Source organism: Collinsella vaginalis, assembly GCF_900176655.1.
Lineage (GTDB): Bacteria > Actinomycetota > Coriobacteriia > Coriobacteriales > Coriobacteriaceae > Collinsella > Collinsella vaginalis.
This window is the reverse complement of the sequence record NZ_LT838843.1, coordinates 578,577-591,291: the sequence shown is the minus strand read 5'-3', so window position 1 is coordinate 591,291 and position 12,715 is coordinate 578,577. Positions and strand designations below refer to the sequence as shown.

Here is a 12,715-nt window from a genome sequence, read left to right as displayed (position 1 = left end):
CCGCAGCAGCGCGCACGCCGCCGCGGCGATGTCCTCGACCGGTGCGAGCTTGCCCGAGCCGACGTCCCCGCAGGCGAGCCGGCCGCTGTCAGGGCCGACCAGCTCCACCCCGCGCCCAATCAGGCGCGCGACGTTCTCACGAGTGACCTCCGCCGTCCACATGCCCGTGTTCATGGCCGGGGCCACGAGAATGGGGGCCTTCGTGGCGAGCAAGGTGGTCGACAGGAGATCGTCTGCGATGCCGGCTGCCATCTTCGCGATGACGTTCGCCGTCGCCGGGGCGACGAGCACGAGGTCGGCCTCCTGGGCGAGTGAGATGTGGTGGATCGGATCGTCCGGATCATCGAAGAGCCCAATGGCCACGCGCTCGCCCGTGAGGGCACGGAAGGTCGTAGGTCCGACGAAGCGGGCGGCGTGCTCCGTCATGAGGACCTTGACCCGGCAGCCCGCTTTTTGCAGGAGCCGGAGCACCTCGCATGACTTGTAGGCCGCGATGCAACCTGTCACGCACAGCAGGACCGTGGGGCTCTCGCTCATGACTCCTCCTCGGGCAGGGTGACGAGAATGCGGTGGCAGTACGGGCACTCCCCCACCTCGCCCGCTCGCGAGAGATCCGCGAGCGACGCGGCGGAGAGGGTCGTCCGGCAGATCGAGGGCACCGCGCCGGAGAGGACCTCCACCGCGAGCCCATTGAAGCGCGTACGGGCCGCCTCATAGCGGGCGAGGTCGTCAGCTGCGAGGGCTGCGGCGAGTTCAGCGCGCTCAGCGCGATGCGAGGCCATGCGCTCCTGAATCTCGGCCGCGCGCTGGCGGGCCTGGCGGGTCTCCTCGGTGATCGCCCGCTCAAGCGCCGTGAGATACCCCGTGAGCTTCTCCTCGCGCTGCGTCTGAGCCGCAAGGGCTTCCGTGCGCTCGGTGCGGGTGTGCGCGATCTTATCAAGCCGTTTGGCAAGGTCTGAGAGGCGGATCTCGAGATCCTGGACCTCATGGTAGCTGAGCCCCGCAGCACCGGCCTGGGCCTCCTCGACGGCCGCCGTGCAGGCGAGCTCATCCTCATCGAGCTCGGCGAGGTCGGTCTCGATGTCCTTGCGCTCGCCCAAAAGGTGCGACGCCTCGCCCTTGAGCTTGAGGTAGGCCCGCCGCTTCCGCGCGAGCTCGCGCACCTCGGGCATGCCCTCAAGGGTGCCTGCATCCCGCATGAGCGAGAGATCGAGTTCCTGGATATCAGCGAGGACCTGTGCCGTGCTCATGAGCGCTCTCCTTCTGTGAATGTCCACCAGTTCTGGGGGCCGTCTATTGTAGCGATGCCGATGCCGGGGCAGATCGCGGCCGCAGCCTCCTTCAGGATATTCACGAACGGCTCCTCCGAACGGTCATGGCCGAGGAGCACGACGCCGACGCCGCGCAGCAGGAGGTCCTGGCAGACATGGTAGCCGGCCTCCCCGGTGACGACGGCGTCCGCTCCGGCGGCGACGACGAGGTCGCCCAAGTGCCCCAGGGAGCCGCCGAGAAACGCGAGCTTCGTGACGACATGGTCGGCCGCACCCCACACGCGGGGCGCCCCGCCAAAGGCCGCCTGGGCCTGGCGGGCAAGGTCTGAGAGAGTCCAAGTAGGAACCTCGGCGATCGCCCCGAGACCCGGGATCCCGGGGACGTCGGGTGCCTCGAGGGAGGATAGCGCCGTGAGACCGAGAAGTCCGGGCAGGAGCTCGCGGGCCTCGCGTGAGCGGTCGAGGTTCGTGTGGAGCGAGATCACCGAGACCCCGCGCTCGATCGCGGTGAAGAGCGCCCGGGAGCTCGCGGGGTGGCCCGCACCGGCATCCACCACGGCATCGGGCGCCGTAATGTGGATCGGGTGATGCGTGATCAGTACATTCGCCTCGGCGTCCGCCGCAGCCTGCACAGACGGCAGGCTTGCGTCAAGCGCGCAGGCGATGGAGCGGACCTCGTCATCCGGGCGCCCGCAGGAGAGCCCGATATGGTCCCAGGCCTCCGCCTGCTCACGGGGGAAACGGACGAGCAGTGCGCGCTCAAATTCGGCGATGCGCATGGTCAGCTCACGATCTCGAGGAGGACGTCTGCGAAGCGATCGAGGTCGGCGGCGCTCACGCGATCGTCAAAGGAGATGCGCAGCGACCCTAAGGCCAGCTCGGTCGGAATGCCCATGGCCGTCAGGACGTGGCTCGCATCGAGCGATCCGCTCGAGCAGGCCGACGCAGCTGAGACCTCGAATCCGGCAACATCGAGCTTCAAGATGAGCTCCTCGGACTCAAATCCCTCGACGTAGACCGAGACGATCCCCGGAAGCCGGTCCACGGCGGCGGGATCCCCCACCGTCGCGTGGATGGCGGGATGAGCGGTGAGTCGGGCGTAGAGGGCGTCTGAGAGTGCTCTCACGCGCACGGCATCCGCGGCCACGCGGGGCGCGAGCGATGAGACCACGGCCTCGAGGGCCACGATAGCGCGCAGATCCTGGGTGCCGGGGCGAAGCCCCCGCTCCTGGCCGCCACCCTGGATGAGGGGGCGGATCGGTGTCAGGTGCCGCACGTAGAGGGCACCTGTGCCCACCGGCCCGCCGACCTTGTGGCCGGCGACCGACAGGGCGTCCACGTCGAGTTCGGCAACGTCGAAGGGCGCGTGGAGCCATCCCTGCACGGCGTCGGCGAAGATGAGGGCCCCCGCCGCGTGCGCCACGCGGGCGAGCTTGGACACGGGCTGGATGACCCCGGTCTCATTGTTCGCGAACATCGTGGCGACCAGCGCGACATCGGGGCCCATCAGCGCCTCGAGATCCTCCGCGTGCACGGCGCCCTCACGGCGGGGCCGCACGGTGTCGACGGTGAAACCAAGCCCGCGCAGGGCCCCGATGTTGTCGAGGACCGCGTCGTGCTCGATCGCTGAGACGATGACCCGCGACCGCTCCCGGTCCCGCATGCGCACCCCTGTCGCGAGCCCGATGAGGCCGAGCGCGACCGCCTCGGTGCCACCGCCCGTGAAAACGACCTCGCTCGCGCGGACACGGGGGCCAAAGGAGGCCGCCAAAGCGCGTCGGGCCTGCTCGAGCCTGGCCTGGGCCTGTCTGCCGAGGCTGTGCAGCGAGTTGGGGTTCGCCCCCGCGATGGGTGAGGCGTCGAAGGCACGCTCGGCGGCGATCGCCTCGGGACGCAGCGGGGTGGATGCGGCGTAGTCGAGGTTGATGGGGGCAGCGGGCCTCATGCCCGGCGCTCCGTGAGCGCCTCGTTCGCGAGGTTGCGCAGGCGCTCCACCTCGGTGGCGGGGTCCGCGGGAACGAAGATGGCCGATCCGGCGACGATGACGTTGGCGCCGGCGCGCACGACCTCCCCGATGTTGGCGGCGGAGATGCCGCCGTCGACCTCGATCATCGGCGAGACTCGGTGCCGTGCGCAGATGGCCCCGAGTTCACGGATCTTCTCGAGCGTCTGGGGAATGAACCGCTGGCCGCCGAAGCCGGGGTTCACGCTCATGAGCAGGACGATGTCGACATCCTCGATGATGGGTTCGAGCAGTGACACCGGGGTCGCAGGGTTCAGCACGACACCGGCTTTGACCCCGCGCTCACGGATGTGATGGAGCGTCCGGTGCAGATGGCGCGAGGCCTCCCAGTGCACGGTGATGATGTCGGCGCCCGCATCGATGAACCAGTCGACCGTGTGATCAGGGTCGCTGACCATCATGTGCACGTCGCAGGGGACCGTGCTGACGCGCTTCACGGCGCGCAGGATATCAGGTCCGAACGTCAGGTTGTCGGTGAAGTGCCCGTCCATGACGTCGAAGTGGATGAGGTCGGCGTTGGCTATGTATCCGAGGTCGCGGGCTAGGTATGCCATATCGGCCGACAGGATGGAGGGGGCGATCTTCACAGGGGCGGTCATGGGGGATCCTTTCTCGGTCGTATGCAGGGGCCTTACTCGTCGATACCGTAGAACTCGGAGGTCGGAAACCGGTCGGTCAGGCGCTCGAGCGCCTCGGAGATGGATCCGCCGTGCCAGAGCGTGTGATCGAGGGCGAAGGTGAGCGGCGCATCCACCCCGAGGGAGCGGGCCAGCTCGGAGACGCTCACGGCCGCAGCGGCCCCCTCGACCACCATGTGACGACGCTCCTGGTACTCATCGAGGCTCGTCCCCTGGGCGAAGGCGACGCCAAACATGCGGTTGCGCGAGTGCTCGGAGGTGCAGGTGGCCACCAGATCGCCCATGCCGGCGAGTCCCATACAGGTCATGGGGTCTCCGCCGCGCGCATGCACGAGGCGGCTGATCTCGGCGAGGCCGCGCGTCATGATCAGGGCGAGCGTGTTGTCACCGAGGCCCGACCCGGCGGCGATGCCGCAGATGATGGCGATCACGTTCTTGGCGGCCCCGCACATCTCGACACCCACCACGTCATGGCTCACGTAGACGCGGAAGACCGATGAGATCAGGGTCGCCTTGAAGAACTCGGCGATGGAGGCGTCCTCGGCGGCGATGACCGCGGCCGAGAGGCTGCCACGGCAGACCTCCTCGGCATGGTTGGGGCCGGACAGGGCCCCGATGCGCTCGGGATGGCCGATCTCCTCGCCGATGACCTCGGTCATGAGCAGGCCCGTATCGGGCTCGATCCCCTTGGCGAGGCAGAGGACCGGCGTGCCCTCCCCGATCCAGTCGGACGCATCACGGGCGACGGAGCGCAGGTGCGCCGAGGGCGTGGCGAAGATGACGCCGTCGGCCCCGTCGAGGACATCCTTGAGGTTCGGGCTTGCCGACACGGTGGGGGGCAGCTCGTAGTCGGTCAGGTAGCACGGGTTGCGACCCTGCTCGTTGATGCCGGCAGCGACCTGGGGCTCATGCGCCCACATGACGACCCGGACATCCCCCCGGGCCACGAGCCCCGCAACCGCGGTGCCCCAAGAGCCGGCACCGATCAGAGCGATCTTCATGCTGCATCATCCTTCGTGTCGACGTGCTTGCTGAACGAGAGCTTCGATTCGGTGCCCGCCCGCAGGCGGGCGATGTTGCCGCGGTGGGCCCAAACGACGGTGAGGCCGAGCAGGCACCAGACGAGGTGCGCCGCGAGGCCGAGGTCGGGCATGAGCAGGAAGACGGTCACCGGGAGCAGGGCGGCCGTGGTGACGGAGCCCACCGAGACGTAGCGCGTGACGGCGACGAGCACGATGAAGATCCCCAGATGGATGAGGGCGAGCGGCCACCAGAACCCGAACAGCACGCCGACGCCGGTGGCGATGCCCTTGCCGCCGTGGAACCCGAGGTAGGGCGAGAAGATGTGCCCGTACAGCGCGGCGAGGGCGACGAGGGCGACCATGAGGTTCGAGGCCTCCCCATCCCCGCCGACGAGGGCGCGGGCGGCGAGGACGCAGACGGTCCCCTTGAGCAGGTCGAACACGAGGGTGATGGCCGCGACCTTCGGGCCGGCCACCCGCAGGGCGTTCGTGGTCCCGATGTTGCCCGATCCGGCCGCCCGCAGGTCGCGGTGGCTGAGGACGCGCGCGAGGATGAGGCCGAAGGGAATGCCGCAGATGAGGTAGGACCCCACCATGAGGCCGATCGCAAGCGGCCAGGAGCCGCCGGTTTCAGCGAGTTCCATCGAGGACTCACGCCTCCTTGTCGCGGGCGTCGTTCTTGCGGCGGAAGTGCAAGCGCACGGGCGTGCCGGCGAGCTCGAACTTCTCGCGCATGCGGTTCTCAACGTAGCGGCGGAAGCTGTCCGTGACGAGGTCGGTGTGGTTCACGAAGAAGGCGAACGTGGGGGGCCTCGTGGCGACCTGGGTGGCGTAGTGCATGCGCAGGCGGCGCTTGCCGTCAACGACGGTGTGGCCGAACTCGCGCAGATCGGTCAGGAACTGGTTGAGCTTGGCCGTGGGCACGCGCGAGGAGCGGTTCCTCGCCGCGGTCTCGACGAGGGCCCAGATCTTCTCGACCGAACGGCCCGTGAGCGCCGAGACGCGCAGCACGCTCGCCCAGGGCGCGAGGGTGAGACGGCGATCGACGGTCTCCATAACATGCTCGCGCTCGCGGTCCTCGTGGAGGAGGTCCCACTTGTTGAGCAGGACCACGAGGGCGCAGCCGCGCTCGATCGCGAGGTTCGCGACCTTCTGGTCCTGCTCGGTCATGCCGGTTGTGGAATCGACCACGAGCAGGGCGACGTCTGCGCGATCGATGGCGCGCAACCCCCGCACCATCGAGTAGTACTCGATGTTCTCGTACACGGTGCTCTTCTTGCGGATGCCCGCCGTGTCCACGAGGCGGTAGCGCCGGTCGTCCCGCACGACGACCGTGTCGATCGCGTCGCGGGTGGTGCCGGCGACGTCGGACACGATGGAGCGGTCCGAGCCGATGATCTTGTTGAAAAGCGAGGACTTGCCCGCGTTCGGTCGGCCGATGATGGCGACGGACAGGGCGTCCGGGTCGGCTGCGATCTCCTCGTCGGCCTCCTCCTCGGGGAAGAGGGCGACAACCTCGTCGAGGAGGTCGCCCGTGCCGTGTCCGTGAAGGGCTGAGAGCGGCCGGGGCTCGCCGATGCCGAGCGAGTAGAAGGGCCAGAGCGCCTCGTCCTCGCGGGCCGGGTTGTCGAGCTTGTTCACGAGCAGGAAGACCGATGTCCTCACACGCTTCAGCATGCGTGCGACGCTCTCGTCCTCCTCGGTGACGCCCACGGAGCCGTCCACCACGAAGAGGATGACATCGGCCTCCTCAGCGGCGGCGAGCGCCTGGTCGCGGATGGAGCCGGCGAAGACGTCTTCGCTCTTCAGGGGCTCGATGCCGCCGGTGTCGACGAGCGCGAAGGAGCGGCCGTTCCAATCGGCCTCGTGGTAGCTCCGGTCGCGGGTGACGCCCCGGCTCTCGTGCACGATGGCGTCATGCGACTGCGCGATGCGGTTGACAAGCGTTGACTTGCCGACATTCGGCCGGCCCACGATCGCGACGATGGGTTTCATAGGGCAGCTCCTGTGCTCTGGGCGCGTGTTCGATCGATGCCGAGCTCGTCCTCGAGGAAGTCGATGAGCTCACCCGGCGTGGTAGGTGCTATGCAGGGCCTGGCCCCGCGCTCCTCCAGGGATGCGAGGAGGTCCCCCCGATGATACCCGTCGAGGGTGAGGCCGTCGGCATTGAACATGATNGGAGCCCCGCGGCCGCGAGCGCGCCGTGCACGGCGGCGAGCCGCTCAGGAGCGCCGCCGAGCAGGGTGTCGGTGTCGTCCAGGAAGGAGCGGATCATGCCGATGCCATCGTAGAACTGCGGGTAGCCGTCGTAGAAGTCGGCAGGTGGCGGGTCCAGGTGCGCGGCGAGGTAGAACTCATCGGAGAGCTGAAAGGTATGGCGGCCGAAGCGTTCAAACGCACGGTCCTGGTAGGGCCGCACCTGCTCAACAACCGCCCGCGCCGCAGCCGGATCGTCGGAGTACGAGGTGGTGAAGCGGCTCTGGTGCTTCGTGAACCCGAGGGGCACGATACCCAGGCTCGTGATCTGCTCGTTGCGCTCGCAGTACGCGAGCGTCGCGGCGAGCTCCTCCCCGTCGTTCAGCCCCGGGCAGAGGACGATCTGCGCGTGGATCTCGATGCCGGCGGCCATGAGCTGCTCGAGCACCTCGATGCCGCGGGGCGCGTTGCGCCCGATGAGGCGTCGGCGCACCTCCGGCGTGATGGCGTGGATCGAGACGTTCATGGGCGAGAGGCTCTTCTCGATCACCTGCGCCGTGTCCTCATCCGACATGTTGGTGAGCGTGACGAAGTTCCCCTGCAGAAACGAGAGGCGGTAGTCGTCATCGCGGATCATGAGGCTCTTGCGGCTCTCGCGGGGCAACATCGTCATGAAGCAGAAGACGCAGGCGTTCACGCAGGTGCGCATCCCGTCGAAGACCGCATCATCGAAGGTGAGGCCCCAGTCCTCGCCCGGATAGCGCTCGAGCGTGCAGGCGTTGAGCGAGCCGTCCGCAGGGTCGAAGACGACGAGGTCGACTTCCTCCTCGTCCGCCTCCCAGAGCCAGACGATCATGTCCGTCAGCCGCTCGCCGGCGACCTCGACCACGTACATGCCCGGGTTGATGCCCGCATCATCGGCCGGCGACTCGGGGCGCACCGCGGTGACGCGGGCGCCGAGGAACCCCTCTCCGTCTTTCGCGCGGCGACGGGCTGAGCCGTAGTCGGCCACGGCCTTCGCATACGAGGAGATCGTGGGCTCAGACATCGGACGCGTCCCGATCCCAGATGAGATGGGTGGCCGGGAGCATTTCCGTGAGCGCGGAGACGACCTCCTCGATGTGGGAGGCCGGTGTGGAGGCCCCGGCGCCCACGCCAATGAGAGCGGCTCCGTCAAGCCACGCCGGCTCGATCTCGCCAGCCGCCTCGATGTGATGGGTCGCCGGGCACCGCGCGCTGCAGATCTCCACCAGGCGACGGGTGTTTCCCGAGTTCCGCCCGCCGATGACGATCATCACGTCGGCACGGCCGGCGAGGTCGGCGGCGCCCTCCTGGCGCTCGTGGGTCGCCTTGCAGATCGTGTTCACGACCGTGAGCTCGGCCACACGGGGCGCGAGCGCGGCCACGACGGCTGAGAATTGGGCGTCCGTCTGGGTGGTCTGCACCACGACGCCCACCCGCCGGGCGAGGTCAGCATGGTCGAGCTCGGCGGGGTCCGAGATGACGAGGGTGCCCGGACCGGCATGGCCGACGATGCCCTCGACCTCGGGATGGCCCGCCTCACCAACGACGACGACCTGGTAGCCGTCGCGGGCGAGCGCCGCGGCGGCACGGTGCACCTTCGTGACGTAGGGGCAGGTGGCGTCGACGACTAAGAGGCCGAGGGCATGGGCCCGCTCGGTGATGGCGGGCGTGACCCCATGGGCGCGGATGACGACGGTGCCGGTGTCGCCGGCATCAAGCGAATCCGCAGCTGCGACACCCGCATCAGCGAGCTCGGATACGACGCGGGGGTTGTGGATCAACGGTCCCATGGTGCGCACCGGGCCCGCGGCCTCGCGCGCCGCCACCCGGGTNTTGAGATCGGCCTCGGGGAAGACCACGGTGCCGATATCGCGCCCCTCGGCGACGACATCGCGACCGCGGGCGAAGGCACGCTGGGCGGGCAGCAGGGCGCGGCGGACCCCGGGATTCGTCGCCACCTGGGAGACGAGCCGGTCGATGGCGGCCGTGCGGATCTCACGGGAGAGGTCTCGGCCGTCCGCGGCGATACGGGCCGCCTCGCCCGTCGCCTCGAAGACGAGGTCGAGCTGCTCGGCCCGGCGGGTGACGGCGTCCTGGTCGCCGAGGTCCATGCCCTCATCAGCGCAGACGGCCGCAACGGCGCGGTACAGGGCTCCGGTATCGAGCTTCTCGAACCCGTAGCGCCGCGCGACCTCGCGGGCGATGGTCGACTTGCCGGACCCGGCGGGCCCGTCGATGGCTATGATCATGCGTCTCGTCCTTTCGGAGGGTTCTTGAGGGAGGCGACCTCGGCATCCGTGAGGGCGCGCCAGCTGCCGCGGGGCAGGTCGCCGAGGTGCAAGGGGCCGAAGCTCACGCGCGTGAGCGCGAGCACCGGATGGTGGATGCGGGAGAGCATCCGCTTGACCTGGTTCTTGCGGCCTTCGCGGATGACGACTTCGAGCGTCGTGGAGCCTTGGGCGGGATGGGCGCTGAGGATGCGGGCCCGGGCAGGCTGACAGGGCCCGTCATCGAGCTCGATCCCCTGGCGGAGCGGTTCGAGCTCGACGTCGGCCACTGGTCCGTCCACCTCGGCGACATACGTCTTCCACACGTGCTTCGAAGGGTGCAGGAGATTCTGGGCCAAAAGGCCGTCGGTGGTGAAGAGCAACAGGCCCGTCGTGTCCTTGTCGAGCCGGCCCACCGGGAAGAGGCCCGGCGCGCGCTCGGTCGGCACGAGCTCGGCGACCGTGGGCCGTCCTTGAGGATCGCGCATCGTCGTGAGGTAGCCGGCGGGCTTGTTGAGCATCAGGTAGGTGGCCCCTCGCTCGAGAACGACGGTGCGGCCGTCGACGGCAACCTCGTCACGGGCGGGATCGACCTTGCAACCGAGCTCGGATGCCACCTCGCCGTTCACCGTCACGCGGCCCGCAGTCATAAGGTCCTCCGAACCGCGTNGCCGGATCCGGCCCGGCCACGCGCGGGTGCATGCGGCTCTCGGCCTCCATGCGCGCGCCGAGGGCCGCCGCCGCGGCTCGGAACTGCTTGTAGGCGATCAGGCGCTGGATCAGGACCTCGCGCAGGGCGTCGCCGGAGAGGTCGGCGAGCTCTGCCTCGTCATTCTCGTCGAGATCAACGCGAACGGGCTCATCGGGCACGAGGCTCGCCGCCTTGATGTCCAGGAGGGTCGCCGCCACGAGGAGGAAATCGCTCGCGATATCGAGGTCGATCGACTCCAAGCGGTCGACCTCGGCCAGGTACTGCTCGGCCACCTCGGCGATGGAGATGGAGCCGATGTCGACCTTCTGACGGGAGACGAGCTGGAGCAGCAGGTCGAAGGGGCCGGAGTAGGTCTGCGTGGACACGCGGTAGCTCAAACTCAGACCTCCCTCGGTCGGCGGGACATATCCATTGCAGCCCTTTAGTGTAACGCAATCGCGTTGGCGAGCTCGAGCAGGGTGTTGGCGACCGGGTAGACCGTCACATCGAAGTAGGAGCCGATGATGTCGATGCCGGTGAGGGACGGCAGCAGGTAAAGGGCGGTGATGAGGATCGGCATCGAGTAGCGCTGGATGCGGTAGTAGGTGTTCAGGGCCTCGCCCTTCAGGAAGACGACGAGGACGGCGGAGCCGTCGAGGGGCGGCAGGGGGAGCAGGTTGAAGAACGCGAGCGATAGGTTGACCACGATGGCCATGAGGAGGAAGGTCTGCGCCGCCCCGTACGCGTCACCGGAGAGGCCGAAACCCCCCGAGGAGCCCGTGAGGAGGCCGAGGCCCGTCGCCGCGAGCACGGCGAGCACGATGTTCGAGGCGGGCCCGGCGAGGGCCACGATGAGCTCGTCGCGCCTGGGGTGTNGTCGGCTCGCCACGCCGGCGCGGGCGAGGAAGCGCTGGAGCCGCATCGGCACGAGGCGGTCCCCCTCCGGCCACGCGGCACCCGGGGCCTGGGTGTCAATCCCCATCGGCATCCTCCGACGCACCCGCGCCTGCAGGTGCGATCTCCGGCTCATCATCTGCCTCGTCGATGAGGTCACGCTCCTCCTCGAGATCCTCGTCGGCCTCTTCGAGGGTGGATTGTATGGCGCGCCCCGAGAGGCGCTCGCGGATGAACTGGCGCGCCTGCTCGTCGGGGGCGAACTGCTCGAGGTCGGGCAGGTCCTTCGTCGAGCGCAGGCCAAATTTCTCCAGGAACGCGTTGGTGGTGGCGTAGATGATCGCGCCGCCGCGCTGCGTGTCGCGGCCGACCTCGCGGATCAGGCCCTTGTCCACGAGCGAGGAGATCACGCCGTCGGAGTTGACGCCGCGGATGCCCTTGACCATCTCGCGCGTGACCGGCTGATGGTAGGCGACGACGGCGAGGGTCTCGAGGGCGGCCTGCGAGAGGCGCTGGGTGTCCCAGGAGAGTATGAAGGCCTCCACCTGCTCGTGGTAGGCCGGATGGGTGAAGAGCCGCCAGCCGCCGGCGACCTCGCGGAGCTGGATGCCGCGGTCCGCCTCCTCGTACTCGACCTTGAGCTCAGCGAGGAGCGAGGCCACCTCGCCGGGCGCGGTATCCAGGACCTGGGCGAGCGCGCTCGCGCTCACCGGATCGCTGGCGACGAGCAGCAGGGCCTCCAGGGCCCCTTTGAGGGAGCTCGGGCTCAGGGTCTCGAGATCTGCCATTCCCGTGTCAATCCTCCTCAACGGCGAGGGCCTCGCCCGGCTCGAAGGCCGGTGCGCCCGCGACGCGGTCGATCTGGATGGTGCCGAAGTTCTCCCCCTGCGCAAGCGTGACGGAACCGTGCTTCGCGANGAGACGCGGCCGCGATCGCGCGCCGTGCGGTCGCCGAGCGCGGAGGCCGCGAGGGCGTGGGCGCTCTCATGGACGACGATGCCGATGATGAGGGCAGCGGCCTGCGCGATCAGGGTGGGCAGGTTCATCAGGAACTGTAACATGGGCATGGGTCAGGTACTCCCCTATCGGGCTCTCAGTGCGTGGGCGCCGCGCTGGCATGCGTAATCAAGAACGAAGAGCTCGACCGCGATCAAGGCGAAGTCAAGGCGGAAGATGCCGCCGAACGGGGTGGTGATGACCCCGTAGCCGGCGATGATCTCGGGCAGGGCCCGCGTGAGGTCCACGATGGCCCCCACCATGTTCAGCCGGGCGGTCAGCCCGCTCACGCAGAGGATGACGGTGATGGCGGCCATGGCCAGGGCCGCCGCGCGCGCCGCCCAGCTGATGATGGTGAGGGCAACGGCCCCCGCGCTACGCGCCTGCACGCTTCGTCTCCTCCTCGACCGTCTCGGTGAGCTCCAGCCACTCGTCCTCGAGCGCGGGGAGCTCCTGTTTCAGCTTGTTGTATTCCCCCAGGGCCGCGTTGAATTTCTCCGGGTCAGCGTAGAGCTCCTCAGACGCCATGACATCCATGAGCTCGTCATAGCGGGCGCGCTTCTTGGCCATGTCGCGCTCGACGGCGGCGAGGCGGTCCTTGACCTTCTTGAGGCGCCGGTTGAGCTCGCGGCGGACCTCGGCCTCGGCGCGGCGCTGCTCGCGGGTCTTGCGCCCCTCACGAGCTGCGGAGGC

14 protein-coding genes and 2 pseudogenes are annotated in these 12,715 nt (G+C 68.8%); all 16 read right to left on the bottom strand.

The features are described from left to right. Positions 1-537, bottom strand: a 537-nt coding sequence (locus CAP13_RS04335) for a flavoprotein (RefSeq protein ID WP_281248978.1), incomplete at its 3' end; no start/stop codon positions are given. Beyond that, positions 534-1,250, bottom strand: a complete 717-nt coding sequence (locus CAP13_RS04330) for a zinc ribbon domain-containing protein (RefSeq protein WP_085830392.1) — start codon at positions 1,248-1,250, stop codon at positions 534-536. The genes CAP13_RS04330 and CAP13_RS04335, both read right to left, overlap by 4 nt. After that, positions 1,247-2,050, bottom strand: coding sequence for a Nif3-like dinuclear metal center hexameric protein (locus CAP13_RS04325; RefSeq protein ID WP_085830391.1), 804 nt, complete (start codon positions 2,048-2,050; stop codon positions 1,247-1,249). Before CAP13_RS04325 ends, CAP13_RS04330 begins: the two co-directional genes overlap by 4 nt. 2 nt (positions 2,051-2,052) lie before the next feature. Continuing rightward, positions 2,053-3,216: a cysteine desulfurase family protein gene (locus tag CAP13_RS04320; protein ID WP_085830390.1), complete on the bottom strand. Its 1,164-nt coding sequence runs from the start codon at positions 3,214-3,216 to the stop codon at positions 2,053-2,055. After that, positions 3,213-3,893, bottom strand: a complete 681-nt coding sequence (gene rpe, locus CAP13_RS04315; RefSeq protein ID WP_085830389.1) for a ribulose-phosphate 3-epimerase — start codon at positions 3,891-3,893, stop codon at positions 3,213-3,215. Before rpe ends, CAP13_RS04320 begins: the two co-directional genes overlap by 4 nt. Before the next feature lie 32 nt (positions 3,894-3,925). Then, the gene (locus CAP13_RS04310) at positions 3,926-4,933 is read right to left on the bottom strand and encodes an NAD(P)H-dependent glycerol-3-phosphate dehydrogenase (protein WP_085830388.1); all 1,008 of its coding nucleotides are present in this window, start codon (positions 4,931-4,933) and stop codon (positions 3,926-3,928) included. Beyond that, complete coding sequence (plsY, locus tag CAP13_RS04305; RefSeq protein WP_085830387.1) at positions 4,930-5,598, bottom strand: glycerol-3-phosphate 1-O-acyltransferase PlsY; 669 nt, start codon at positions 5,596-5,598, stop codon at positions 4,930-4,932. Before plsY ends, CAP13_RS04310 begins: the two co-directional genes overlap by 4 nt. 7 nt (positions 5,599-5,605) lie before the next feature. After that, positions 5,606-6,949 (bottom strand): ribosome biogenesis GTPase Der, encoded by a 1,344-nt coding sequence (gene der, locus CAP13_RS04300; RefSeq protein ID WP_085830386.1) that lies wholly within the window; start codon positions 6,947-6,949, stop codon positions 5,606-5,608. An 88-nt stretch (positions 6,950-7,037) separates the two neighbouring features. Continuing rightward, a complete protein-coding gene (locus CAP13_RS04295) occupies positions 7,038-7,859 on the bottom strand; it encodes a DUF512 domain-containing protein (RefSeq protein ID WP_425429832.1) in 822 nt (273 codons plus the stop codon). A 331-nt stretch (positions 7,860-8,190) separates the two neighbouring features. Beyond that, the gene (gene ispH, locus CAP13_RS04290; protein ID WP_085830385.1) at positions 8,191-9,423 is read right to left on the bottom strand and encodes a 4-hydroxy-3-methylbut-2-enyl diphosphate reductase; all 1,233 of its coding nucleotides are present in this window, start codon (positions 9,421-9,423) and stop codon (positions 8,191-8,193) included. Beyond that, a complete protein-coding gene (locus CAP13_RS04285; protein ID WP_245798933.1) occupies positions 9,420-10,118 on the bottom strand; it encodes a pseudouridine synthase in 699 nt (232 codons plus the stop codon). Before CAP13_RS04285 ends, ispH begins: the two co-directional genes overlap by 4 nt. Next, positions 10,114-10,530 (bottom strand): annotated as a pseudogene (locus CAP13_RS04280) (segregation and condensation protein A); the annotation flags it as partial. The gene CAP13_RS04285 and the pseudogene CAP13_RS04280, both read right to left, overlap by 5 nt. Positions 10,531-10,574: 44 nt before the next feature. Then, positions 10,575-11,054, bottom strand: a complete 480-nt coding sequence (locus CAP13_RS04275) for a site-2 protease family protein (protein ID WP_218775318.1) — start codon at positions 11,052-11,054, stop codon at positions 10,575-10,577. A gap of 49 nt (positions 11,055-11,103) precedes the next feature. Then, positions 11,104-11,814, bottom strand: a complete 711-nt coding sequence (gene scpB, locus CAP13_RS04270) for an SMC-Scp complex subunit ScpB (protein ID WP_085830382.1) — start codon at positions 11,812-11,814, stop codon at positions 11,104-11,106. Between the two features lie 294 nt (positions 11,815-12,108). After that, positions 12,109-12,411 carry a hypothetical protein gene (locus CAP13_RS04265; protein WP_085830381.1) on the bottom strand — a complete coding sequence of 101 codons (303 nt, stop codon included), beginning with the start codon at positions 12,409-12,411 and terminating at the stop codon, positions 12,109-12,111. Continuing rightward, positions 12,398-12,715 (bottom strand): annotated as a pseudogene (locus CAP13_RS04260) (ABC transporter ATP-binding protein); the annotation flags it as partial. The pseudogene CAP13_RS04260 and the gene CAP13_RS04265, both read right to left, overlap by 14 nt.

Excerpts from the sequence above, each read along its gene's own strand:
- CAP13_RS04330 (WP_085830392.1), bottom strand. The coding sequence starts at position 1,250 with ATGAGCACGGCACAGGTCCTCGCTGATATCCAGGAACTCGATCTCTCG.
- CAP13_RS04325 (WP_085830391.1), bottom strand. The coding sequence starts at position 2,050 with ATGCGCATCGCCGAATTTGAGCGCGCACTGCTCGTCCGTTTCCCCCGT.
- CAP13_RS04320 (WP_085830390.1), bottom strand. The coding sequence starts at position 3,216 with ATGAGGCCCGCTGCCCCCATCAACCTCGACTACGCCGCATCCACCCCG.
- rpe (WP_085830389.1), bottom strand. The coding sequence starts at position 3,893 with ATGACCGCCCCTGTGAAGATCGCCCCCTCCATCCTGTCGGCCGATATG.
- CAP13_RS04310 (WP_085830388.1), bottom strand. The coding sequence starts at position 4,933 with ATGAAGATCGCTCTGATCGGTGCCGGCTCTTGGGGCACCGCGGTTGCG.
- plsY (WP_085830387.1), bottom strand. The coding sequence starts at position 5,598 with ATGGAACTCGCTGAAACCGGCGGCTCCTGGCCGCTTGCGATCGGCCTC.
- der (WP_085830386.1), bottom strand. The coding sequence starts at position 6,949 with ATGAAACCCATCGTCGCGATCGTGGGCCGGCCGAATGTCGGCAAGTCA.
- scpB (WP_085830382.1), bottom strand. The coding sequence starts at position 11,814 with ATGGCAGATCTCGAGACCCTGAGCCCGAGCTCCCTCAAAGGGGCCCTG.